At 58.4% G+C, this 22,074-nt stretch carries 16 protein-coding genes; 7 read left to right on the top strand and 9 right to left on the bottom strand.

From position 1 onward, the window contains the following. Positions 1-130: 130 nt before the first annotated feature. The 3 genes from P792_RS32600 to P792_RS32590 form a co-directional block, all read right to left on the bottom strand. Positions 131-2,323: a beta-N-acetylhexosaminidase gene (locus P792_RS32600; RefSeq protein ID WP_023979544.1), complete on the bottom strand. Its 2,193-nt coding sequence runs from the start codon at positions 2,321-2,323 to the stop codon at positions 131-133. 27 nt (positions 2,324-2,350) lie between these two features. Next, a complete protein-coding gene (locus P792_RS32595; RefSeq protein WP_200863487.1) occupies positions 2,351-3,154 on the bottom strand; it encodes a copper homeostasis protein CutC in 804 nt (267 codons plus the stop codon). A 178-nt stretch (positions 3,155-3,332) separates the two neighbouring features. Next, positions 3,333-4,469, bottom strand: coding sequence for an ROK family transcriptional regulator (locus tag P792_RS32590; protein ID WP_023979542.1), 1,137 nt, complete (start codon positions 4,467-4,469; stop codon positions 3,333-3,335). A gap of 841 nt (positions 4,470-5,310) precedes the next feature. On the opposite strand from P792_RS32590, the gene gluP reads away from it, so the two are divergent. The 3 genes from gluP to P792_RS32575 all read left to right on the top strand — a co-directional run bounded on the left by gluP (position 5,311) and on the right by P792_RS32575 (position 9,401). Further along, complete coding sequence (gluP, locus tag P792_RS32585; RefSeq protein WP_023979540.1) at positions 5,311-6,591, top strand: glucose/galactose MFS transporter; 1,281 nt, start codon at positions 5,311-5,313, stop codon at positions 6,589-6,591. Between the two features lie 49 nt (positions 6,592-6,640). Continuing rightward, positions 6,641-7,711, top strand: coding sequence for an N-acetylglucosamine-6-phosphate deacetylase (gene nagA, locus P792_RS32580; protein ID WP_235075511.1), 1,071 nt, complete (start codon positions 6,641-6,643; stop codon positions 7,709-7,711). A gap of 172 nt (positions 7,712-7,883) precedes the next feature. Next, complete coding sequence (locus tag P792_RS32575) at positions 7,884-9,401, top strand: carbohydrate porin (protein ID WP_081866927.1); 1,518 nt, start codon at positions 7,884-7,886, stop codon at positions 9,399-9,401. A 59-nt stretch (positions 9,402-9,460) separates the two neighbouring features. Here P792_RS32575 and ade read toward each other — a convergent pair whose 3' ends face one another. Both ade and P792_RS32565 read right to left on the bottom strand, forming a co-directional pair. Beyond that, entirely contained in the window at positions 9,461-11,161 is a 1,701-nt protein-coding gene (ade, locus tag P792_RS32570; RefSeq protein ID WP_023979537.1) for an adenine deaminase, read from the bottom strand. 102 nt (positions 11,162-11,263) lie between these two features. Further along, complete coding sequence (locus P792_RS32565; protein WP_084331113.1) at positions 11,264-12,856, bottom strand: NAD(P)/FAD-dependent oxidoreductase; 1,593 nt, start codon at positions 12,854-12,856, stop codon at positions 11,264-11,266. Between the two features lie 627 nt (positions 12,857-13,483). Between P792_RS32565 and P792_RS32555 the strand changes: the two genes are divergently transcribed. The 3 genes from P792_RS32555 to P792_RS32545 are packed head-to-tail and all read left to right on the top strand — an operon-like array spanning position 13,484 to position 15,795. Next, complete coding sequence (locus tag P792_RS32555) at positions 13,484-13,723, top strand: FeoA family protein (protein ID WP_023979534.1); 240 nt, start codon at positions 13,484-13,486, stop codon at positions 13,721-13,723. Between the two features lie 6 nt (positions 13,724-13,729). Continuing rightward, a complete protein-coding gene (locus P792_RS32550; protein ID WP_023979533.1) occupies positions 13,730-15,592 on the top strand; it encodes a ferrous iron transporter B in 1,863 nt (620 codons plus the stop codon). Between the two features lie 5 nt (positions 15,593-15,597). Next, the gene (locus tag P792_RS32545; RefSeq protein ID WP_023979532.1) at positions 15,598-15,795 is read left to right on the top strand and encodes a hypothetical protein; all 198 of its coding nucleotides are present in this window, start codon (positions 15,598-15,600) and stop codon (positions 15,793-15,795) included. Positions 15,796-15,898: 103 nt separating this feature from the next. Here the strand turns inward: P792_RS32545 and P792_RS32540 are convergent, their stop codons facing one another. The 4 genes from P792_RS32540 to xdhA form a co-directional block, all read right to left on the bottom strand. Further along, a complete protein-coding gene (locus P792_RS32540; protein ID WP_023979531.1) occupies positions 15,899-16,567 on the bottom strand; it encodes an HAD family phosphatase in 669 nt (222 codons plus the stop codon). Between the two features lie 130 nt (positions 16,568-16,697). After that, entirely contained in the window at positions 16,698-17,537 is an 840-nt protein-coding gene (gene xdhC / locus P792_RS32535) for a xanthine dehydrogenase accessory protein XdhC (RefSeq protein WP_081866926.1), read from the bottom strand. After that, the gene (xdhB, locus tag P792_RS32530) at positions 17,534-19,936 is read right to left on the bottom strand and encodes a xanthine dehydrogenase molybdopterin binding subunit (RefSeq protein WP_235075510.1); all 2,403 of its coding nucleotides are present in this window, start codon (positions 19,934-19,936) and stop codon (positions 17,534-17,536) included. Before xdhB ends, xdhC begins: the two co-directional genes overlap by 4 nt. A 13-nt stretch (positions 19,937-19,949) precedes the next feature. Beyond that, positions 19,950-21,422 carry a xanthine dehydrogenase small subunit gene (xdhA, locus tag P792_RS32525; protein WP_023979528.1) on the bottom strand — a complete coding sequence of 491 codons (1,473 nt, stop codon included), beginning with the start codon at positions 21,420-21,422 and terminating at the stop codon, positions 19,950-19,952. A gap of 190 nt (positions 21,423-21,612) precedes the next feature. On the opposite strand from xdhA, the gene P792_RS32520 reads away from it, so the two are divergent. Beyond that, entirely contained in the window at positions 21,613-21,891 is a 279-nt protein-coding gene (locus P792_RS32520; RefSeq protein ID WP_023979527.1) for an HU family DNA-binding protein, read from the top strand. The last annotated feature ends 183 nt before the right edge of the window (positions 21,892-22,074 follow it).

Raw genomic sequence — 22,074 nt, 5'->3', positions numbered from 1 at the left:
TTAAGCCTGTTTTACAGGTAGGCGTCGTGGCGCGGCGTATCCTAGGGGCGCTGCCCCTTCCATATCAGTGCCCAGGATATTCTCCTGAATGGAAAAGGGGCTCCGGACTAATCATCCGGAGCCCCTTTTCTCAGTCGGCGCTGGCGATTAGCGCCTTTATGCCGGGCACAATGGCAATCAACAGCCCTCCCGGGGGTTGGTTCGTATGGTTCGAGGCTTCGTGGTCAGCACTCGCGGCGTAAGCGGCATCCTGCTCGGCAAGGAGTGCCTGAGCATGCTCATGCCAGGCCTTGTCCTTCCGGCCCGGCTGCATGGCGTCCAGGCCAAGCTGCGACAATGCCGCGATCTGAGCCGAGACAGGCTTGACCTCATCAATGACTGGCTGCGCGGGCAAAGCCTGAAACGCCTTGTCGTTGCCGATATAGCGCAAAAGATGGCCCTGCACCGCAGCGATAACGCTACGATCTCCTGCCTTGTAGCGCGCGGCAAGCGCGTTGAATTCGTTTCCTTCAAAGCTGTCCGGCCCTGCAATTGCTGCAGGAGAACTCAGGATTTCATCACCCTTATGGCTCGCAAGCCGGTTGATTGCATAATTGCGCACCGGCACGGTAATCGCGACCAGCTGCGTCAATGGCGTGATATTCTGCGGGGTCAGACGGGCAATCATCCGGGCCTGATGATCATTCGCCTGCAAGCCGAATGTCTCGAGCATATTCATGACCAGCGGGAGCCGTTCTGTAAGGGCCTGCGGGTCTCTTACCGACTGATCGGACCAGTAACGCTCGGCAAGGGCGGCGGAGCGCGGCCAAAGACGCGCATCGACCATTTCATCAGATACGACTTCCGTCCAGAGCGGTGCCTCACCACCCAGCACCAGTTTCTTCTGAGCCTCGTCCAACGGCGGCGCATTGGGGTCGAGCGTAAAGGCATCGTCAAGCGGACGGGGTTTCTGCCCCGGTGGATTGGGTGCGAGACCATCGGCACGCGTATCAAACGGGTCGACGGCATAATGTGTGGTCGAGGGATTGAGCAGATCGAGATAATATCCCGATGACACGACCACCGGGTGACCGACACGCGTGGCGGACCCAATCCATTTGGAGCCGCGCCAGGCTTCGACAACGACGTTTTTGGGTATGGGGGCCTCGCTTACCTCATCCCAGCCCATCATGATCTTGCCATCCGCAGCGAGGAGCTTCTCGATCTCTGCGGTAAAGGCCGCCTGCATGGCAGGCGCATCCTTGTAGCCGTGCGCCTGCATATAGGCCGTGATCTGCGGGTTGGTGGTCCACTGGCTGGATGCGACCTCATCACCCCCGGTATGAAAATAGCGATCCGGGAAAAGCCGCGCCATTTCGGCAAACAGGATACGGGCAAATTCGAGCACTTTGGGGCTCGTCGGGTCCATTGCCGGCGTGTTGAGGTTGGGGTGCTTCGCGCAATGGGTCGTTGTCTCGCCATTACCCGAAGCGACATCGCAATCCTTCACCCAGTCCTTCATCGTCACGACGGGCTGCTGCGCAGCAAGCTCAGGATAGGCCGCGAGAATGGAAAGCGTATGCCCCGGCACGTCGAATTCCGGCACGATCCGTATGCCCCGGTCGGCGGCATAGGCGATGATCTCGCGTATCTGATCCTGCGTGTAGTAACGGCTATGGCCGCCGAGTTCCTGAAGGCGTGGCAGGCGCTTGCTCTCCACCCGGAAGCCGGTTCCATCGCTCAGATGCCAGTGCATGACATTGAGTTTGGTCAGTTCCATCGCATCCAGCTGGCGTTTGATGGTGTCGGTTGACTGGAAATGACGCGAAACATCGAACATGAGACCGCGCCATTTGAAGCGTGGTGCATCGACAATACGCCCCTGTGCAATCACTGGTGCAGCGCCTCTCGTGTCCAGCATCTGCAGCAGCGTGGCAAAACCATGGATTACACCGGCAGGGCCATCGGCAATCAGCCTGATACCCGTGGCAGAGATATCCAGCTTGTAGGCCTCATGCGCGTCGAGCGTCAGATAGGCAGGGTCTCGCCCGACGTCGATCGTGAACGTGGGTCCATGACCCGTCGCAGGGCGAACGCCAGCCGCTGCAAGACGTGCGCTGAAGCGCGCAGCCGCCCGTTTCAGCAAGGGGGTGGGCGCGTGTGACCAGCGAATATCCGGCAGCGCCGTGAGCGCAAGGCTCTGTGCATCCAGTGCAACGCTGGCAGGCTGGGGCATGAAGACCGGGGTCAGCGGCGCAGCCAAGGCAGGACGGATCGCGGCACAGCCAGCGAGCAATACGCCAAGCCCAACCCCGGAGTGGATTACCCTTTTCGGGAGAAACATCAGGCCCAATCCTTTTTGAGAAGCAGGTCACTCCGGGCATGCCGTGCGTATCGCCTCGTGCAGCCGAAGGATCTCCGCAGAAGATGTCACAGCGTGAGACGCTGCGAATCCGAAATGATCCAGTCGCCCATCCTGCACTGCTGATTTTATCCGGCAAGAGGCATGGAACGATTTCACACCGCTTGACGCAATCAGGTCTCCCACATTGTCGGGGCGCACTGCACTGCCAGCCATGATGTCGATACGACCACGCGCATGATCATTCAGCCTGCGCAAACAGGCCGCACCATCAGGCGCACGAATGGCCTGCCCGGATGTCAGTACGCGATCGAACCCCAGATCCATCGCCATATCAAGTGCCGCAATCGGGTCAGGTGTGAGGTCGAAAACACGATGCAATTGTCTGTGCAGACTACCACAGGCGAGAGATAGCCGCTCGAGCAGCGCATGATCGAGCGTTCCATCTTCCAGAGAAGCGCCCAACACAACACCATCCATACCCGCCTCCCGTACGAGCGCGATATCGTTCTCCATCTGGGCAATATCTACGGGAGAAAACATGAAATTGCCCGCTCGCGGTCTGATCATCACAAAGACCGGCACGCGGGAGCGCCGCGCCTGTGCCAAAAACCCGCCAGAGGGCGTAAGGCCTCCAAGATCTAGCGCGGCGCAGAGTTCGATGCGATCGACCTGATCAAGCTGGGCCGCTTCAAGCCCCGCCATATCGTCAACGCAGATCTCCAGACTCGTCGTTCCGGCAAGGGTCCGCAATCGGTCGACCTCATGGAACTTGCCGCGCAGCCTTGGCACGACACCCTGTTCACGCTTCACGTGTCATCTCGCTTCCCCTTCCGGTCTCCTCGCAGCAGACTGACCCGCCCACCCCGCACGTCTAGAACCCGGCAAGGAGACGAGCAGCCCTCGAAAGACCAAGCACAGGGAACTGGCCCGTCGCAACCCGAAACCCTCAGGCGAAGCCGCTCACAAACGCCCCTGAGGCGCAGCGCGATTAAAGATTGGCGTTGCCGAACAGGAAGTGCTGAGCCGCCAGACTGGCTGCACCCGTGGCAAAATCCAGTGGCTGAAGCGGCGCCAGGTGCAGCTCGGTAAGGTAACTGTCACGACGCAGAACATGAGCTTCCACCGCCTGACGTAGCGCGCGGGCAAAAACGCTTTCAACCAGATGAGGGTCGAGGCGGACAACGATACGGGCAGGATCGACAAACTGGATTACCTGAGACAGTGCCACGCCCAGCGCCGTACCAGCCCTGTGCAATATCGTCAGGGCTTCGGGATGGCCATCCGTCGCCATCTGATCGATACCCTCAATATCATCCGGCAAGCCTACACGGCGCGCTGCTCCCAGAATGGCAGGGAGCGCAGCCAGAGTTTCGAGACACCCCTTGTTCCCGCAGCGGCATGGAAGCGCTTCGCCATCAATGGCAATCGGGGCGTGTGACATCTCACCGGCACCCCCATGCCGCCCCCTATGAAGCCGCCCATTGACGATATGCGCACCGCCAATGCCCTCGCTGACAAAGACGAGACTGAAATCCTGTAAATCGCCGGAATTACCGAAAAGCTGTTCCGCGACAATGAGAGCATTCGCATCGTTCTCAACGAAGACCGGCAAACCTGTCATGGCGGACAGACGCGAACCAATCTCGACATCATGCCACCCCAGTGTTTCCGAGGCGAGGCACGTCTGGCTATCAGACGAGACAATCCCCGCAATGACGACGCCGACACCTGCAACCTTGCCGATATCCGGCGGGGCCAGGCCGAGTACCGTTCCAACGGCCTCGGCCATGGCAGCAAGACAGGGCTCGACATCGAACAGGAGCGGAAAAGCCAGCTGGGCATGAATGCGCCCATGAGGGTCTGTCAGCACCACGTGGGCAGGGTCACTCTGCAGCGATATCCCGATAAAACTCGCCGCATCCTGCCTGAGGCCGAGCATGACCGACGGACGACCAAAACCGAAGACCCGTTCTCTCTCATCCAGAATGTTACGCTCTATCAATTCACGCACCAGAGCGGTCACACTCGCCTTGCTCAGATTGAGGACACGCGCGAGGTCAGTGCGACTTTGCGGCCCGGAACGGCTGAGCACACTCAGGATACGATGATGGCCTGTCGAGAACATCTCTTATTTCATCTGCTAAAGTAATTGTTTGTCTTCTATCTTCCACATCCCAGGACGCCGAAGCATTGCCCCTGAAGAAGGCGTGATACAATCCGAACCGGAAGTCAAATTTGAATCCACCTAAATAGTCATACCTCCGTCCAGAACCGTAAGATAAAACCCAACTATAACCCATCACCCTAGGACATACTTATCCTTTGATTCACCGTGATTATACAAGGCATAATTTTTTTACAGTTATTATTGTTTATATACCGATCGTTTGTTCAAACATTGTTTTATGTAGGGAATTATATCAGGTGAGATTCAAACCTTGTCTGCCGAGCGCCTCCATGCGTACCCGGATATTCCACCTACCCCGACCTTCATGTTGAGACGCGCCGGAGGGCATATCGGTACGATGTGATGGAGCCGCACAGCGTTCAGCCATGCGTCCCACTGCCATTCATGAATATGGTGAGCAAAATCGCGGTAACCAGCCCGAATCGCCCTGTTTCGCCGACCCGATCGCCCATGTCCTCCTGGTTATCGCACGCAGGCAATACAGCTCCCGAGTGAGACCTCGTGACGACGCCTGGATCGCGATACCTTGGACCTGCCTGACGCGTCATCCTCAAGTCTGAATTTCCTCAGCCCCACCGACGCAGAGCCAGCTCCATTCTCCTGCCCGTGGGCGCCCAACAGGAGGGGCGAGAGATTCAGCGCCTTCGCGCACTTCCGATTATTGTGAAACCGAAACTTGCAAATGATGCTGGCTAGATTGGCGCATCTTACCTATAATCCGCATAGTTCATTTTGTAAAATAAATAGTTTCTCGTTCAAGTTGAGGATCTACCGAAAAATGTCCCAACTCACTTCACATGATAACCGGCTGGTTGGCCCTTATGGCTACAGCGCCCTGGCTATCGCTGCGCTGATTTTCTTCGCCATGGGATTCGTCACCTGGCTCAACGGTCCGCTCATCTCGTTTGTACGCGTGGCCTTCTCGCTGAGCGAGTTCAGCAGCTTTTTCATTCCGCTAGCGTTTTATTTTTCCTTTTTCCTGTTCTCCATTCCAACGTCGTTGATCGCCCAGCGCCTCGGCCTCAAGACAGGGCTTACCCTTTCGGTGCTCGTCTCGGCTCTTGGCGTCGCGGTTTTCGGACAATTTGTCGCGTGGCGAATCTATCCGGGTGCTCTGACTGGCCTCTTGATCCTCGGGGCGGGTATTTCGCTCATGCAGGTGGTAATCAACCCGCTGGTCAGCCTGCTAGGGCCTGCCGATCGCGCGGCACAACGCATCTCGATCATGGGAATCTGCAACAAGACCGCAGGGATATTAGCGCCTCTGGTGCTTGGCCTCCTGGTCATGCGCAATATCGGTGCCGTCGCAGAGAAAGCTCAATCTGCTACCGACCCTGCTGTCCGTGAAGCCTTGCTCAACAATTTCGTGCAGGCGCTTTATCTACCCTATTTGGGTATGGCCGGCATTCTGGTGATTATTGCCGCCATCGTGGCTTTCGCCCCCCTCCCCAATCTCGAGGCCCCCCCGATCCAGACAGGCGACGGCGCAAGCCCGAGCTTCTTCAAGCCGCATCTGGTATTCGGTTTCATTGCGATGTTCCTTTATGTCGGCATCGAAGTAATGGCGGGCGATGCGATTGGCACCTATGGGCAAAGCTTTGGCCTGCCTCTGGATGAGACCAAATTCTTCACGGCCCTGACGCTGACGGGGATGCTGGTCGGCTATATCATGGGCTTCATCATCGTACCGCGGTTCATACGGCAGGAAGTCTATGTGCAGCTATCCTGCCTTGCCGGCTGTGTGCTTACCGTTCTGGCGGTACTGACCCAAGGCTATACCTCCGTTTTCTGCGTCGCACTGCTGGGTGTGACCAATGCCATGATCATGCCCACCCTTTTCCCGATTGCCATACGTGGCGCCGGTCATCTCACGGCCATGGCCTCGGCCATCATGGTCATGTCGTATAGCGGCGGTGCGGTCGTGCCCCAGTTCTATGTCTGGCTTAAACCGGTCTTCGGCTTTCAGGGCATGTTCGCCATGATCGTCATTCCGGCCTATCTCATCATTCTCGGATACGCCCGCCGCTATGGCCGCGTCGGGCTCTCACAGGGAGAATAGGATCGTGCTTACTCAGCTTACCGGACAGATCGTCCTGCCAGATCGTATCATGCCCGGTACCATTTCCTTCGATGATGTGATCCGATCCATCGAGCCGGCTACCGGGGCGACCGATCGTTACATCCTGCCCGGCTTCATTGATGGGCACGTACATGGCGGGGGCGGCGCTGACACGATGGATGGCCCCGAGGCCATTAGAACGCTCGCACGATTTCATATGCAGCATGGCACGACCACAATCCTGCCAACCACAATCACCCGTCCCTGGGACGATGTGATGCGCGCACTGCATGATGTGGCCGGCATCATGGAAAATCCCGGTTCCGATGAGCCACGCATCCATGGTGTCCATCTGGAGGGCCCTTTTGTCAGCCCTCACAAGCTCGGGGCTCAGCCGCCTTTCACCATCGCCCCCACCTCCGACAAGCTCGATGATGTGCTGGCAGCCCGATGCGTGCGCGTGGTGACTCTTGCACCCGAGATAGAGCACGCCGATGAGGCCATAGATCGCCTCGCTGCTGCTGGTATCCGTGTCAGTCTCGGCCATACCACGGCAGATTACGAAACGAGCGTGACCGCCCTTTGCCGTATCTGTACGGCAGGCGGGGTCGGCGGCGGGACCCATCTGTTCAATGCCATGTCGCCTGTGGAGGGCCGCCATCCGGGCCCGGTCACCGCCTTGATGTGTCATGACGCCAGCTATGCGGAAATGATTTTCGACACGCATCACGTGCATCCGGCCAATTTCCGGCTTGCCTCACGCGTCATGCGCGATCGTCTGGTTTTCGTGACCGATGCCATGCGTGGCGCGGGTCAGCCTGATGGTCCGAGTTCACTAGGTGGTCAGGATGTGGTCATCAAGGATGGCGTGGTCCGCCTGCCAAACGGTTCGCTGGCCGGCAGCGTGCTGACGCTCGATCAGGCCTTGCGCAACGCCGTGGCTCATGGGGCCTCCCTGCCCGAGGCGAGCGCACTGGTGAGCAGCAACCCGGCGCGTTATCTCGGCCTTCACGACCGTGGCACGCTCGACTGCGAAAAGCTGTCCGATATGGTGGTGATGGATGCCGCGCTTACCATGCGGGAGATCTGGGTTGGCGGACGCAAAACCTACGAGGCATGAGTGGAGATGGGGACAGGCGTGAGAAATCCCTCAATCCTCTCACGGGTTTGTAACAATATCACACGAAATCTTGTATTTTTTCTTGGTGTTGCGCGAACATGTCTTTCTGTTAATGCCTTGTGCAATCACGCTGCCGCTTGAAGGCAGCGGCCAACTCAGACCAGTCAGAGTGATGAGCAGAACAGAACTGATCCCGCACACCCCTTCCAGCCCATCTGGCGCGTGCCCCTCTGCGGGCCATAAAAGACGTCCCGCAAGGCGATGGCGAGCCTCTCTCGCCCTGTCACTGACGCTCGCCTGCGGTGCGGTCTCGGCCACACAGGTTCACGCTCAGGCGCAGACGGCCAAGACCCTCGAGAGCGACGATTACGTTGCGATGGGTTTTCCCATTGCCGGTCAGGGCGCTGTGCCCATCGGGCCCCTTGTTCCTTCCCTCTATGGTAATCCGCATCTTCTGGGTGACTGGGGCGGGGCGCAAAGCTGGATGCAAAAGCGCGGTATCTTCCTCAACATAGCGCTTAACGAGGAATATATGGGCAATCTCACGGGTGGGCGTACGCGTGATAATGTCTTTGCCGGTCAGGTTGCAGCCGAACTCGACATCGACTGGCAGAAGCTGGCAGGGTTCAAGGGATTCTGGACACATATGCTGGTCGTGAACGGTCATGGCCGCAATTTCAGCTACTCGCTGGGCGATTATGTCTCCAACCCCGAGCAGATCTACGGCGCGCGCGGCAATGTCGTCGCCCATCTTGTCTCGATGTACGCTGACAAGACCTTTTTGCATGACAGAGTCATTCTTTCCGCCGGTGTGATCCCTACCGGGACGTTTTTCGACTTTGATGCACTTGCCTGTAACTTCATGAATGTCAGCGTGTGCGGCAATTTTGCGCCGGGCAAATATGCGCCGGGCGGACGCGACTGGCCCTCTGCCAATATTGGCGCCGTGCTGCGCGTGCGCCCGACGGAGCGCACCTATCTTATGGGCGGGTTGTTTGCCGTCAGCCCGCACGCCTTCAATGGCGGTGTATCAGGATGGGCCCTTGCCCAGGATGGTCTGGGCAAGCTCAGCTCTCAGTTCGAAGCTGGCTGGGATCCCGCTTTCGGCAAGGACAAGCTGCTGGGTCACTACAAGGTCGGGTTTTATTACGACAATTCACGCTACCCGCATCTTTATGAGGATCGTTACGGCGGCTCCTATCAGGCCAGCGGCCTGGGCGCGCGCCAGCAATCGGGTATGTGGTCCAGCTGGTTCATGTTCGACCAGATGCTCATGCGCAGTGGTAAAGGCTTGGCCGATGGTCTGATCGTGATCGGCGGTGTTGGTTACGCCCAGGGCAATGTGGTGGCCATGCGAGACCATGAATGGATTGGCCTCCTTCAAAGCGGCACGCCGTGGCATCGCCCGCTCGACCAGATCGGTGTCATGTTCCAGCATATGAACATGAGCCGCTCGGTGCGCTTGCAGCAGGAATCCTCAGTCGCTCTGGGGCTGCCTTTCGTGTCCAATCAGTGGGGCAACGTTTACGGCGTGCAGAACTGGGAACAGGTCTGGGAAGCTTTCTACAGCGTGCATCTGGCACGGGCTACGGCGCTGCAGTTTGACTTCCAGTATCTTCAGCATCCCGGTGCCACAACCACATTCAACGACGCCGCTGTGATTGGCGGCCAGTTCACCACCAACTTCTGAGCAAGAGGCTGCGCCGGTGCACGCCGGCGCAGCCCTGATCAACCTTGTTTGTCCGACGTTCAGGATAGCAGTGACATGGTATCCACATCGATCATCCCGAGATCTGTGATCTTGAGATGGGGAATGACCGGCAGCGGCAGGAACGCCAGTTGCAGGAAGGGCTCCTCCAGCGTGCCCCCCATGGCGCCGACTGCCGCACGCAGTTTTTCCAGATCGGCCCGTACGACCTCGAAGGGTCTGTCGCTCATAAGTCCAGCCAATGGCAGGGACAATTCAGCCACGACATGACCCTCCCTGACCGCCACGAAGCCACCACCGAGTTCGGCCAGTCGCGCAACAGCCAGCGCCATATCGCTGTCATTCATCCCAACGACACAGAGATTATGGCTGTCATGTCCCACCGATGAGGCGAGCGCCCCGGTGCTCAGGCCAAAGCCTTTGACGAAGCCGCGGCCGATATTGTCATTCTTGCCATGCCGCGCGATGACACAGATCTTCGCGATATCACGTGCCGGATCCGGCTGAACCGCCCCACCCTGCACGGGCAGATCGAAATGCAGGAAGTCCGTTATGATCTGCCCCGGCACGATACCGATGACAGGCCTGTTTTCCCCCGGTGCAGCGATAACCAGATCTTCGGCAGTGATCGGCGCGGCGAGGCGCATCGTGCCATATCCCTGTGGGTCGATTGTCTCACGCGCTGCAAACAACGCCTCGTCAACCAGACGCCCCGCCGAAAAGACCCGTGCGACCTGACAGGTCTCGAGGTCATCAAGCAGAACGATATCGGCACGCTGTCCCGGAGCAATCTGCCCGCGATCGCGCAAGCCGAAAGCACGCGCCGCCGAAAGGGACGCCGCGCGGTAGGCCGCGAGCGGGGCGACGCCAAGCGCAATGGCCTTGCGTATAAGGAAGTCGATATGGCCTTCATGTGCAATTTCGAGCGGATTGCGGTCATCGGTGCAGAAAGCGAAAAACTGCGAGGTCTCAGGGGTTAGCAGAGGCGCCAGCGCTGCCAGATCCTTGCAAACCGACCCCTCGCGGATGAGGATGGTTATACCCTTGCGGATCTTCTCCAGTGCCTCATCAGCCAGCGTGGCCTCATGGTCCGTCAGAATACCAGCAGACAGATAGCCGTTGAGTTTGCGCCCACGCAAAAGAGGCGCATGACCGTCGATATGCTCACCCGCAAAAGCCACGAGCTTGTCGATGCAATTGGGCTGGCATGAAAGCACGCCCGGGAAATTCATGAATTCAGCGAGCCCGATCACCTTGGGATGGGACCGGTAGTGCGTGAGGGCATCCGCATCGAGAACAGCCCCCGAGGTTTCGAACGGTGTGGCTGGCACGCAGCTCGACAGATTGACGCGCAGATCCATCACGGTGCGGGTAGCGCATTCGAGAAAATACGCGAAGGCGTCGCCGCCCAGCACATTCGCCATTTCATGCGGATCGCAGATCGCCGTTGTCACGCCATAGGGCAGCACACAGCGATCAAACTCGAATGGCGTGATCAACGACGATTCAACATGCAGATGCGTATCGATAAAACCCGGAACGGCAATGCGTCCCTGCCCATCGATCTCACGTACCCCTTCATAGGTATCGAGAATACCCACGACACGATCACCGCAGATCGCGATATCGGTCGGCAGCAGGTCACCCGTGACCAGATCGAACAGCCTTACATTGCGTATGACGAGATCGGCTGGCTCTGCCCCCGCCCCCTGCATGATTCGTGCAGTGAGTTTACCGAGCATCATCTCCCCTTTTTTCCAGAACTAAATATTGATGCCCTTACAGCACATTCTACGATATCGAGCTATCAAAGCGGATCCGCAAAAGAGGGATGGCAATTTTGCTTACAGCGTGACGCCCCCAGAGTGCTCATTGGGTAAAAGCCAAGGGCACGGGAGGTGGTTGGGCAAATCACGAAATTGCTTCTCAAAATCCCCATGCACGGTGATGGCATCAGCAAGTTGCCCGAGAATCTTCACGTTTTCACGGAGTCGCGCCAATACGACCTCGTCAGATTTATCGGGCAGGATCATGCAAGCATGCGCGTATTGCACCATTGACCCTGCCAAATTTATAAATCTAGGTAGGTCTCGAAGATGCTGTAACGCACCCGGTTTACGCAGATAATCAGTAACTCTCCTGTGAAGATTATAAAACTCGGCTAGATCACTCATATATGTATCGAAGAAATCCAGCTCATCGACTTTTCCATTGAGATACAGCACTGGAAGGAACATGAAGTAAAAACAAGTATCCCAGCTTGTTTTTACAAATACGTAATTCCAGTCTCCAAAATTGAGCAACGCCCCTCTATGCGTCTCAATGAAATTTTCGTATGTCTCGGTCAATACCTTGTTTATCAGATCGATTTGCCTTTCGCCATTCGGGCGCGTGATCGCATTGGTGATCATGGTGTTGGAAATCGCAATGAAATCGGTACCATTGGAATATAAGGGATCCACAAAACCGCCGGCCTCACCGGTGAGCGCCCAACCATCGCTGGATATAAACTTACTGGACAGATAAGAATAATTTTTAGACATAACAAAATCAATAACCGGGAAGTTTTTCATTTCTAGGTAGCGAAGAAATGACGGTTCGTATTTCCTGAACCACTCACAGGCCAATTGATATGAACTCACGTCCGCCAGACTATGAACTTCATTATCAAATACAATACCGACGCTAGTCGTTTCGCCACTGATGGGTATAATCCAGACCCAGTATCCTTTCCCGGTTAAATGGGTCGTGCTGTGGCCGCGCTCTTCACTGAAACGGAACGGATTATTCTCACCTTGTTCGTTCAGAAACTCATTGATATCGATTTTACCTGCCACTCTGAACCAGACCGCCGAACGATTTAGCGCCGACTCTCTCTGGAGACCAAATTTCTTCATCAGGACGCGTCCTCGCCCTGATGCGTCAACCACCCAGCGCGTCTTGCGCTTACTCACAACGCCTTCATGGTCGCGAACAGAGATGAGATGACCGTCCTCGACTTTGTCGATATCGAGCACACGCGAGTGTTCAATCAATGTAACCCGATCACCAACCAGGCCGCGTATATGATTCTCGATTTTTCCACGATCGAGTTGGAATGTATGATGCTCAGGGTACTTATCTATACCGACCTCCCTGTATGTCCCGTCATGAGCACTCCCCTGCGTCTCGATAAAACGCATCGCCATTTTGCGCACATGGCCTCGTTGCAAATGATCAGAGCATCCGATCGTATCAGCCAAGTAATAGGCACCGATTTCGATCGTCGACTCACCGACTTTGTGGATACGTTCCGGGTAGGGAAACCGGCGATTATGCACGATGCAGATATCGAGCGATGAGTCACGGTCAAGCAATTGTTTAGCTAGAGTAAGGCCAGCCAGACCCGCACCTATGATCAGGACGTCATGAATAGGTCGTGAGTTATCTGTAGACATTTCGCGTGCTCGATACAGGCTGAATTGTGACTTTATATTTCGCCCCGCTTGGACGAACTCATTTGGTATTCAGTTAGGCTCTGCCTCATGCGGAATCAACCACGAAACCCGATCAAAATAGCGAGATCAATAGATTGAAGAATTTTAGCAATACTTGGAAAAAATTTGATGAGATTACTTATTGATTTTATGAGTTAAAATATTAATCATAACATGATTACGAAATTATAAATAGTTGCTTCATCGATAATACCGAGCGTTTTGCCATTTGTGAACACTATATATTGATATCGTGAATAATTGTTAGACCCGCCGCAATAAAACGCCTCAAGGACGCCGGAATAACAAAATTTTCTACGCGCTCGCTCGCCTCTGCGGATGAGCTCTGCCACACTATAGCCCATCAGCTTGGTAGCACTTGCTGGCGAAACAACCCGCAGGCCCGCGCGGCACTCGTCAGAGTCATCAACGCCGCACGTCATGTCATTGCCGGGACAGAGGCCGATGTCACGCTCGTATCAAAGGATTTCACCCCTTCCCCCTTCCCTAAGAAAACATGAAGGACTATCTAGGCAATTGAGAAGCGTTCTCAGGGCGTCTCGCCCCAGATTACAGGTGTATTGACCCATGACTCTCGACTCCCTTCCCAAAGGCGCCCACGCGGTGATCAGTCAGGTCGTTTCCCGCACGGAAAATGACCCGATCGCCCTGCGCCTTGGGGAGCTTGGCTTCATTCCGGGCGCACCTGTCGAGATCGTCGCCACCGGCCCGGTCGGCCATGACCCCATTGCCGTTCGTCTTGGTTCCACCTGCTTCGCCCTGCGTCGTGGCGAAGCTGCACGCGTCTCGCTCAAGCGCGACCACTGATCCCTGATGGATGCCGTGACCTCGACCGTAACGGAGACCGCTCCGTTGCGTGCCGCCCTCGTCGGCAATCCCAATTGCGGCAAGACCTCGCTGTTCAACCAGCTGACCGGCAGCAAACAGAAGGTCGCGAATTACGCAGGCGTCACGGTCGAGCGCAAGGAAGGGTATTTCACGACCCCCAATGGCCGGTCGGTACGCCTGCTCGATCTGCCGGGCGCCTACAGCCTAAGTGCCACCAGCCCGGATGAGGATGTCACGCGTGATGTCTGCATGGGTCGTCACCCTTCCGAAAAACAGCCCGACCTGATCATCTGCGTCGTCTCAGCCAGCAATCTGCGGCTGCATCTGCGCTTTCTGCTCGAACTCATGCAGCTGGGCCGCCCCATGCTGGTCGTGCTCAACATGATGGATGAGGCCGAGCGTCTCGGGCTGAAAATCGACGTACCGGGCCTCGCGGCAGCGCTCGATCTGCCCATCATCCCGACCATCAGCCTGCGCAAGAGCGGTGTGAGCCATCTTCTTGCGGCACTGGATCTGACCGAGACCCTGACCCCGCCCACACCCGGCAAAGAGATCGACCTGCATGCCCGGGCGGGCGAGCTTATCGCCCGTTACACCAATGAAGGGAGTTTGCGTGGCGACCGGCTGGCTGACAGGCTCGACCGCTGGTTCCTGCATCCCGTCTGGGGGCCGATCATTCTGCTGGTCGTGCTGTTTTTCATGTTCCAGACGGTCTTTGCCTGGGCACAGCCGCTCATGGATGCGCTGGAAGCCGGCATCGCCTCTCTGGGACAGATGGTGGTCTCACCCCTGCCGCCCGGGCTTTTACGCAGCCTTTTGGCGGATGGTATTTTTGCCGGGGCAGGAACCGTCATCGTTTTTCTCCCCCAGATCCTGATCCTGTTCCTCTGGATCCTGACCCTGGAAGAGACCGGCTATCTGCCAAGAGCCGCTTTCCTGCTCGACCGCGTAATGGCTCTGGCCGGGTTGAGTGGACGCTCCTTCATTCCGCTGCTTTCCAGCTTTGCCTGCGCCATTCCGGGCATCATGGCAGCGCGTACGATACAGAACCCGCGCGACCGTCTGGTGACAATCCTGATCGCGCCTCTCATGACCTGTTCAGCGCGCCTGCCGGTCTACACACTTCTGATCGGCGCTTTCGTGCCGCATCGAACGGTTCTTGGCTTTCTCGGCCTTCAAGGCCTTGTGCTGTTTGCGCTCTACCTTGTGGCCATTCTCAGCGGTATTGTTGCCGCGCGTCTCATGACACGCGGTGTGGCATCCGATGAGCATCCGTTGATGCTCGAGCTGCCCCCCTATCGCTCGCCCAATCTGAAAAGCGTGGCCCTGGGCCTATGGCAGCGTGCGGTGATGTTCCTCTCCCGCGTAGGCACGATCATTGTCTCCCTGAACGTGCTTCTCTGGGCGCTCTCAAGCTTCCCTGCCCCGCCCGCCAATGCCACCGGGGCCGCCATCGATTACAGCCTCGCTGGCCATATCGGGCACTGGATGCTACCGATTTTCGCCCCGCTCGGTTTCAACTGGCAGATCTGCGTCTCGCTCATACCTGGCCTGGCTGCGCGCGAGGTGGCGGTGAGTGCGCTGGCCACCGTCTATGCGCTGGGTGCCAATGAAGACAGTGCAGCAAGTGCCCTGCTGCCGTTACTCAGCGCCCATTGGAGCATGGCCACGGCATTTTCGCTGCTGGCATGGTATGTCTATGCCCCGCAATGCATCTCCACCCTCGCAGTCATGCGGCGTGAGACGCGTTCATGGAAAGTCGTCGCCGGTGCTGCGGCCTATCTTTTCGGCCTTGCTTATCTCGCGTCGTTTCTTACCTATCACGTGACTGTCGCCCTTAGCGGATAAGGCCCATGATCCAGACTCTCATCGTCATCGCCGTTATCGTGGTCGCCGTGGTTTTCTGGCTGAACCAGCTGTTTCCTGCCCATGCGCGCCGCATCAAAAGCGCACTTGGCCTGCATGTCCCTCACGCGGCAGGTGCCCCGACACCCAAGGAGGGCAAGTCCTGCGGGGGATGCTCCGGCTGCAAGGGCGGTGGCTGTCACTAGAAGCGGCTGAGGGGGCAACGCGCTCCCCCTGACAAGCTTCAATCGGATACGGCAGACAAGGGACAGGTAAGTATCCCTCGCCCGCCCCTTCCACTGCGAAGAATCAGCCTGCGCGATCGATGAAGTCGCGCACCTCATGAAGATCATTCATGATTGCGTGGGCCTTCTCCGTGATTTCCTCATTCGGGGCCATCAGGTCAGGCACAACAATAACCCTTATCCCGGCAGCATGGGCCGCGCGGGCACCGTTGTGGGAATCCTCGAGTGCCAGACAATAGGCAGGCTCGACCCCAATCGCCTCAGCGGCGCGCAGATAGGGCTCCGGGTCAGGCTTGCCGCGCGTCACATCGTCACGCGTGATGATGGCATCGAACCGGTCATAGATCCCCACATGGCGCAGATGCGCCTCGGTACGCTCACGCCCCGAGGATGTGGCAATGGCGCGAGGCAGCTGGCGGGCATCGAGCATTTCCAGCAACGGAAGCACGCCCTTTTTCAGCACGAGTTTACCTGCCTGAACCAGTTCATGCAGCCGGATATTCTGCCTCCTGAACAATGCAGCCAGATCAATGTCGGGGCCAAAGCTGTCAATCACCAGCTGGGCACAGGCATCACCGGGCAGGCCGATCATCTGGCACGCAAATTCATGATCCATGTCATAGCCCAGATCACGCGCGCCGAGGGTAAAGGCATCGAGAGACAGGGTTTCGCTATCGAGCAGAAGCCCGTCCATATCGAATAATACGCCGCGTATGGGGCCAGGGCCGGTCATGAATGTCTCCTTTGGTACAAGTTACTGATGTGCGTTCAACGGGCCAGGCCGCGCAGATGTTGCCAGATGGCCGATCACAGCTTGTCGGGCCAGTGGGCTGGCAATGGCCGGCCTCCCGCCGTTCCGTTGCTTATGACGAACCACTCCCATCGCTCGCCTGGTCACCATGAACGAGTTTGACGACCAGCTCCGCCGCAACGAGGGCAGCGATGACCGAAGGACGCTTGTCACGGATCCTGTACGGACCGTCGTGATGCCCGATAGGACAGACCAGCGCATCAATCCTGTGCTGTGCCATCCCCAGCGCACGAAATCCGGCCTCGAACCGGCGTCGCTTGGTGCGCGAGCCAATCAGGCCGACATAGGCCAGATCGGCACGATCGAGGGCGGCAGCCGTGATGAGTGCATCCAGCGTATGGCTGGGCGTCATGATCACCACACCATCACCGGGGCGCAGCAAGGCGAGTTCGGCCTCCCAATCCTGCGTCACGCTCACTGTCACCCCCTCGGGCACGAGCCCGAATTCATCGGCTCGTGAATCAATCCAGCGCAAGGCCAGAGGCAGAGGGGAAAGCGCACGGACAAGAGCGCGGCCAACATGGCCTGCGCCAAACAGGCTCACCACAGGCCATGACGCCTGTTCCGCCTCGAGGCAGGACAATTCATGATCGAGATCGAAAACCGGTTCGTAGCGTATCGTCACGGCCCCGCCACAGCATTGATCGGCCTCGGGTCCGAGACGATAGCGGTGTTCCTGCGCAAGGGTGGCACCGCTCAGAATCCGGCGCGCCTGGGCCAGACATTCCCATTCCAGCGTTCCACCACCGATTGTGCCTGTCTGGGCGTTGTGGGACACCAACATGAATGCCCCGGCCTCACGCGGGGTCGAGCCCGCAGCGTCGGCCACGAGGATCCGGAGCACGGCAACCGCCTCGCGTTGCCAGCGCCGGATCAGGTCAAGGTCGATCAGACGCTCTCTCCCGTCGGGGCGTCCACGGCAGCAGATGACGGCCGGATGGCGGACGATTGGGCGACAGATGACGTCATGGCCATGATGGTGCGCAACAGCCGCTCGGGTGTCGCGGGTGCATCCAGCCCCGGACAGTGCCGGTAATCGCCCAGGCTGGCAATCGCGTCGGACAGCGCATGCAAAACCGCAACGCCATGGACCAGAGGAGGCTCGCCCACGGCCTTCGAGCGGTAGATCGTCTCCTCACGGTTGGGGGCATCTTCCAGCAGCATCACGTTGAAGATATGCGGTCGGTCCGAGCAGGCTGGAATCTTATAGGTGCTTGGCGCGTGGGTGCGCAGGCGCCCCTTCTCGTCCCAGACCAGTTCTTCCGTGGTGAGCCATCCCGCTCCCTGAACGAAAGCCCCCTCGATCTGGCCGATATCAATGGCCGGATTGAGGGATTGCCCCGCGTCATGAAGAATATCCACACGGTCTATCGTGTTCTCACCTGTCAGCAGGTCAAGCGTGACTTCAGCGCAGGCCGCACCATAGGCGAAATAGTAGAATGGTCGCCCGCGCCCCGTGGCGGCATCCCACGAAATCTTGGGCGTTTTGTAAAATCCGTTGGCTGACAGCGAGATACGGGCGAAATAGACCTGCCACACCAGATCACGAAAGCTGACACATTCCTGCCCGATGCTGACACCCTCGGGCGTAAAAGAAATCGCCTCGGGCGCAACCTGCCATTTTTCAGCAGCAAACGCGATCATGCGGCCCTTGATCTGGCTTACAGCATCGAGCACCGCCATACCGTTCAGATCTGCGCCAGATGATGCCGCCGTGGCAGACGTGTTGGGCACCTTGCCGGTCGTCGTGGCGGTGATGCGCACTGAGTCAGCAGGCAGAGCAAATTCCTGCATGACGATCTGCACCATCTTGGTGTGCAGACCCTGCCCCATTTCGGTCCCACCGTGATTCACCTGCACCGACCCGTCGGTATAGACATGAACCAGAGCACCCGCCTGATTGTAATGCGTTGCCGTGAACGAGATGCCGAACTTCACTGGCACCAGGGCGATCCCCTTGCGCAGCGTGCGGCTGGTTGCATTGAACGCTCTGAGGGCCGCCTTGCGACGACGATAATCGCAGCGCTCTGCCAGCTGCGTCATGACGAGATCGCTGATCGAGTCCTCAACGACCATATGGTAGGGCGTCAGATTGCGCTCACCAGTGCCATAGACGTTGCGCAGACGGATATCGAGCGGGTCCTGCCCGGTGGCAAACGCGATTTCCTCAATCACACGCTCGGCAGCCACGATCCCCTGCGGGCCGCCAAACCCGCGAAAAGCCGTATTGGACTGCGTGTTGGTCTTGAGTGCCTGTGAGCGGAAACGCACATCGGGGTAATAATAGGCGTTATCAGCGTGAAACAGGGCGCGGTCCGTCACCGGCCCTGAGAGATCAGCTGACCAGCCACAACGGGCCGCCAGTACCATATCCACGGCAAGAATATCACCCTGGCTGGTAAAGCCGACATCGTATCGCACCTGAAAATCGTGACGCTTGCCCGTAATCATCATGTCATCATCACGATCAAGGCGCATCTTGGCCGCCTGGCCGGTCAGCTCTGCCGCAAGCGCAGCCAGGCAGGCGCATCCATTGGCCTGAGACTCCTTGCCACCAAACCCGCCCCCCATGCGGCGGATCTCAGTTGTGACCAAGTGGTGAGGGCGGCCCAGAACGCTTGCCACGAGATGCTGCGTTTCAGAGGGGTGCTGGGTGGAGGACCAGACCCGCATCTCGCCAGCCTCACCCGGCTGCGCCAGAGCCACCTGCCCCTCGAGATAGAAATGCTCCTGCCCGCCAATCGTCACGCAGCCATTCAACCTGCACGGTGCGCTTTCCAGAGCGGGACCAACGACACCGCGCTCCATCGTCAGCGGGCGCCAGACCAGAGGGCTTCCATTGGCCCGCGCAGCGTCGATATCGAGCAGTGCTGGCAGTTCATCATAGTCGATACGCGCCAGACGCACCGCACGGCGTGCAATGGCACGATCAGTCGCCACCACGGCAAAGATGGGCTGACCAACATGCTGAACCAGATCCACCGCCAGCAGGGGCTCGTCATTGGCGTGAACCGGGCTGGTCTGATTGTCTCCCGGTATGTCTGCCGCCGTTATGACGCGCACCACACCCGGATAATCGCGCACCGCTGACAGATCGACCGACACAAGACGGGCATGGGCCTTTTCGCTCAGCCCCGCCACGACATGCAGCAGCCCCTTGGGCTCGGGGAGGTCGTCGATATACTGCGCCTGCCCGGTCACATGCAGAATGGCGCTTTCATGCTTCATCGAACCCGGGCCTGCGCCTTCGGCGGCAGAGTGTTTGCCTGACCCGGCGATTGGCGTGTCCATGAGACCCTGAACATCAGACATGGGCCAGGCTCCCTGCCTTGGCGAGACGCATGGTCTCACCCCGACTCTCTTCGAAAAACCGCGTCAGAAGATTGGCAGCGACCGTCTGGCGATACCAGGCACTGGCGCGCATATCGCTCAGCGGTTTGAAATCCAGCGACAGGGCCTCGCGGGCGGCTTCCAGAGCGTCCTCGTTCCACAGGGAACCCATCAGGGCCTTTTCGGCATGATGGGCGCGGCATGGTATGGCTGCCATGCCACCAAAAGCCAGTCGCACATCGATTACACGCCCCTGCGCGTCGCATCGCAGGGCGAACGCGCCCAGAACCGCAGAGATATCCTGATCGAAGCGTTTGGATATCTTGTAGCTACGATAGAATGTTGCCGGCAGCGGTGCTGGTACGCTCACACCCTCGACAAACTCGCCCGGTCGGCGGTCCTGCTTGCCATAGGCCAGAAAGAACGCCTCAAGCGGCATATCCCGTCTCTCATCGCCGCAATGCAGATGCAGGATTGCCCCGGCGGCAATCAGCGCGGGTGGCCCATCGCCAATCGGTGAACCATTGGCAATATTGCCGCAGAGCGTCGCGCTGTTCCGGATCGGTGTGGAACCGATTCGACCAATCAGCACGCCAAAATCGGGTAGAATCCGCGAGAGCGCCTCGCGCGCCTCCTCGTAGGTGACGGCGGCGCCCACATAAAAACCCTTGGCATAGGGGCCTTGGGCGCCCGTCTCCAGACGCAACAGATCCGCGCATTGCCCGATGAACGCGACGCGCGGCAGAGGGCGCATGGCTTTGGTCACCCAGAGCCCCACATCCGTCGCCCCGGCCACGATCACTGTATCCGGGAACGAGGTCAGCCGTTGCGCCAGGGATTCCGCCGTGGCGGGCACGAAAAGACTGCTGCCCTCATGCTCGATCAGCACATCCTGACCGTCTGCCAACGCGTGGAGGCGCTCTGTCATCTCTGCCACCCTCTGCTCGAAGGCGGCAGGAGGGGCCAGAAGCGCCTGCTTCATTGCCTTGACGATGGGCGCGTAACCCGTGCAGCGACACAGATTGCCCGAAAGCGCGGCATCGATCGCGGCATCGTCATCCGATGCGCCTTCGGCCTGACGATAGGCCACCATCGACATCACAAAACCCGGCGTGCAGAAGCCGCACTGGGCGCCGTTGAGGGCTACCATAGCCTCCTGCACGGGGTGGAGCGCTCCCGGTGTCCCGATATCCTCGATTGTAAAAACAGCGGCACCGTCCAGCATGGGCAGCAGCTGGATGCAGGCATTGACGGCCTTCACCGCAAGCCTGCCCTGACGCAGCCGCGCCACGATCACCATGCAGGCCCCGCAATCGCCCTCGTTGCATCCTTCCTTCGTACCGGTACGCCCCTCATGGCGCAGCCAGTCCAGCAAGGTTGTGTCGGGGGCAATATCACTCAGGCTGACGAGGCGTTCCCCCAGATAGAAGCGTATCGTCTGACGCATGGATTACCCCCCCTCAAAGGTGAAAACTGGTTGATTGAACGAGGGCGGCCCCTTCGCCATTTCCGGAAACTCTTGTATGATTGAAAGATTCGACGGCAGAGAACAATCAGGAATATTGCATTTCCTGCCTTGTTCTCTCATCGAACTGCGCCTAAGGCTCCACGGCCATTTCAAACGCAAGAGGATCACTATGAAGTCCACTGATCTGATCGACCGCATCGCCGCTGCTACCGGTGGCACCAAGGCCGACGCCAAGACCGCCCTCGACACCGTCTGGGCCAGCATCATCGAAGCCGCCACCAAGGGCGACGAAGTGTCCATCCCGGGCTTCGGCAAGTTCCAGGTCCGTTCGACCGCAGCACGTCAGGGCCGTAACCCCAAGACCGGCGAGACGATCGAGATCGCAGCGTCCAAGAAGCTCAGCTACTCCCCCGCCAAGAACGTCAAGGACGCTCTGGCCGGCAAGTAAGCCGCTCTACCGTGCCGGATGTCATGGGTAGCGTCTCGACGCCGCCCGATCCGGCACCCAGGCATCTCCTGCCTCTTCTGCCCCGTGCAGCAGGCAGGGTGCCTCCCGGCTTCTGTCCGGGCCCTGTTCCGGTGCAGCCTGCTGCAAATCGACTGATCCCGCACAGACATCCCTGATTTCAGA

It is taken from the genome of Asaia sp. SF2.1 (assembly GCF_000505765.1).
Lineage (GTDB): Bacteria > Pseudomonadota > Alphaproteobacteria > Acetobacterales > Acetobacteraceae > Asaia > Asaia bogorensis.
This window is presented reverse-complemented; position numbering and strand designations above follow the sequence as displayed.

Coding starts and splice junctions, on each gene's coding strand:
- P792_RS32600 (WP_023979544.1), bottom strand. CDS start 2,323: ATGTTTCTCCCGAAAAGGGTAATCCACTCCGGGGTTGGGCTTGGCGTA.
- P792_RS32590 (WP_023979542.1), bottom strand. CDS start 4,469: ATGTTCTCGACAGGCCATCATCGTATCCTGAGTGTGCTCAGCCGTTCC.
- gluP (WP_023979540.1), top strand. CDS start 5,311: ATGTCCCAACTCACTTCACATGATAACCGGCTGGTTGGCCCTTATGGC.
- nagA (WP_235075511.1), top strand. CDS start 6,641: ATGCCCGGTACCATTTCCTTCGATGATGTGATCCGATCCATCGAGCCG.
- P792_RS32575 (WP_081866927.1), top strand. CDS start 7,884: ATGAGCAGAACAGAACTGATCCCGCACACCCCTTCCAGCCCATCTGGC.
- ade (WP_023979537.1), bottom strand. CDS start 11,161: ATGCTCGGTAAACTCACTGCACGAATCATGCAGGGGGCGGGGGCAGAG.
- P792_RS32565 (WP_084331113.1), bottom strand. CDS start 12,856: ATGTCTACAGATAACTCACGACCTATTCATGACGTCCTGATCATAGGT.
- P792_RS32555 (WP_023979534.1), top strand. CDS start 13,484: ATGACTCTCGACTCCCTTCCCAAAGGCGCCCACGCGGTGATCAGTCAG.
- P792_RS32550 (WP_023979533.1), top strand. CDS start 13,730: ATGGATGCCGTGACCTCGACCGTAACGGAGACCGCTCCGTTGCGTGCC.
- P792_RS32545 (WP_023979532.1), top strand. CDS start 15,598: ATGATCCAGACTCTCATCGTCATCGCCGTTATCGTGGTCGCCGTGGTT.
- P792_RS32540 (WP_023979531.1), bottom strand. CDS start 16,567: ATGACCGGCCCTGGCCCCATACGCGGCGTATTATTCGATATGGACGGG.
- xdhB (WP_235075510.1), bottom strand. CDS start 19,936: ATGGACACGCCAATCGCCGGGTCAGGCAAACACTCTGCCGCCGAAGGC.
- xdhA (WP_023979528.1), bottom strand. CDS start 21,422: ATGCGTCAGACGATACGCTTCTATCTGGGGGAACGCCTCGTCAGCCTG.
- P792_RS32520 (WP_023979527.1), top strand. CDS start 21,613: ATGAAGTCCACTGATCTGATCGACCGCATCGCCGCTGCTACCGGTGGC.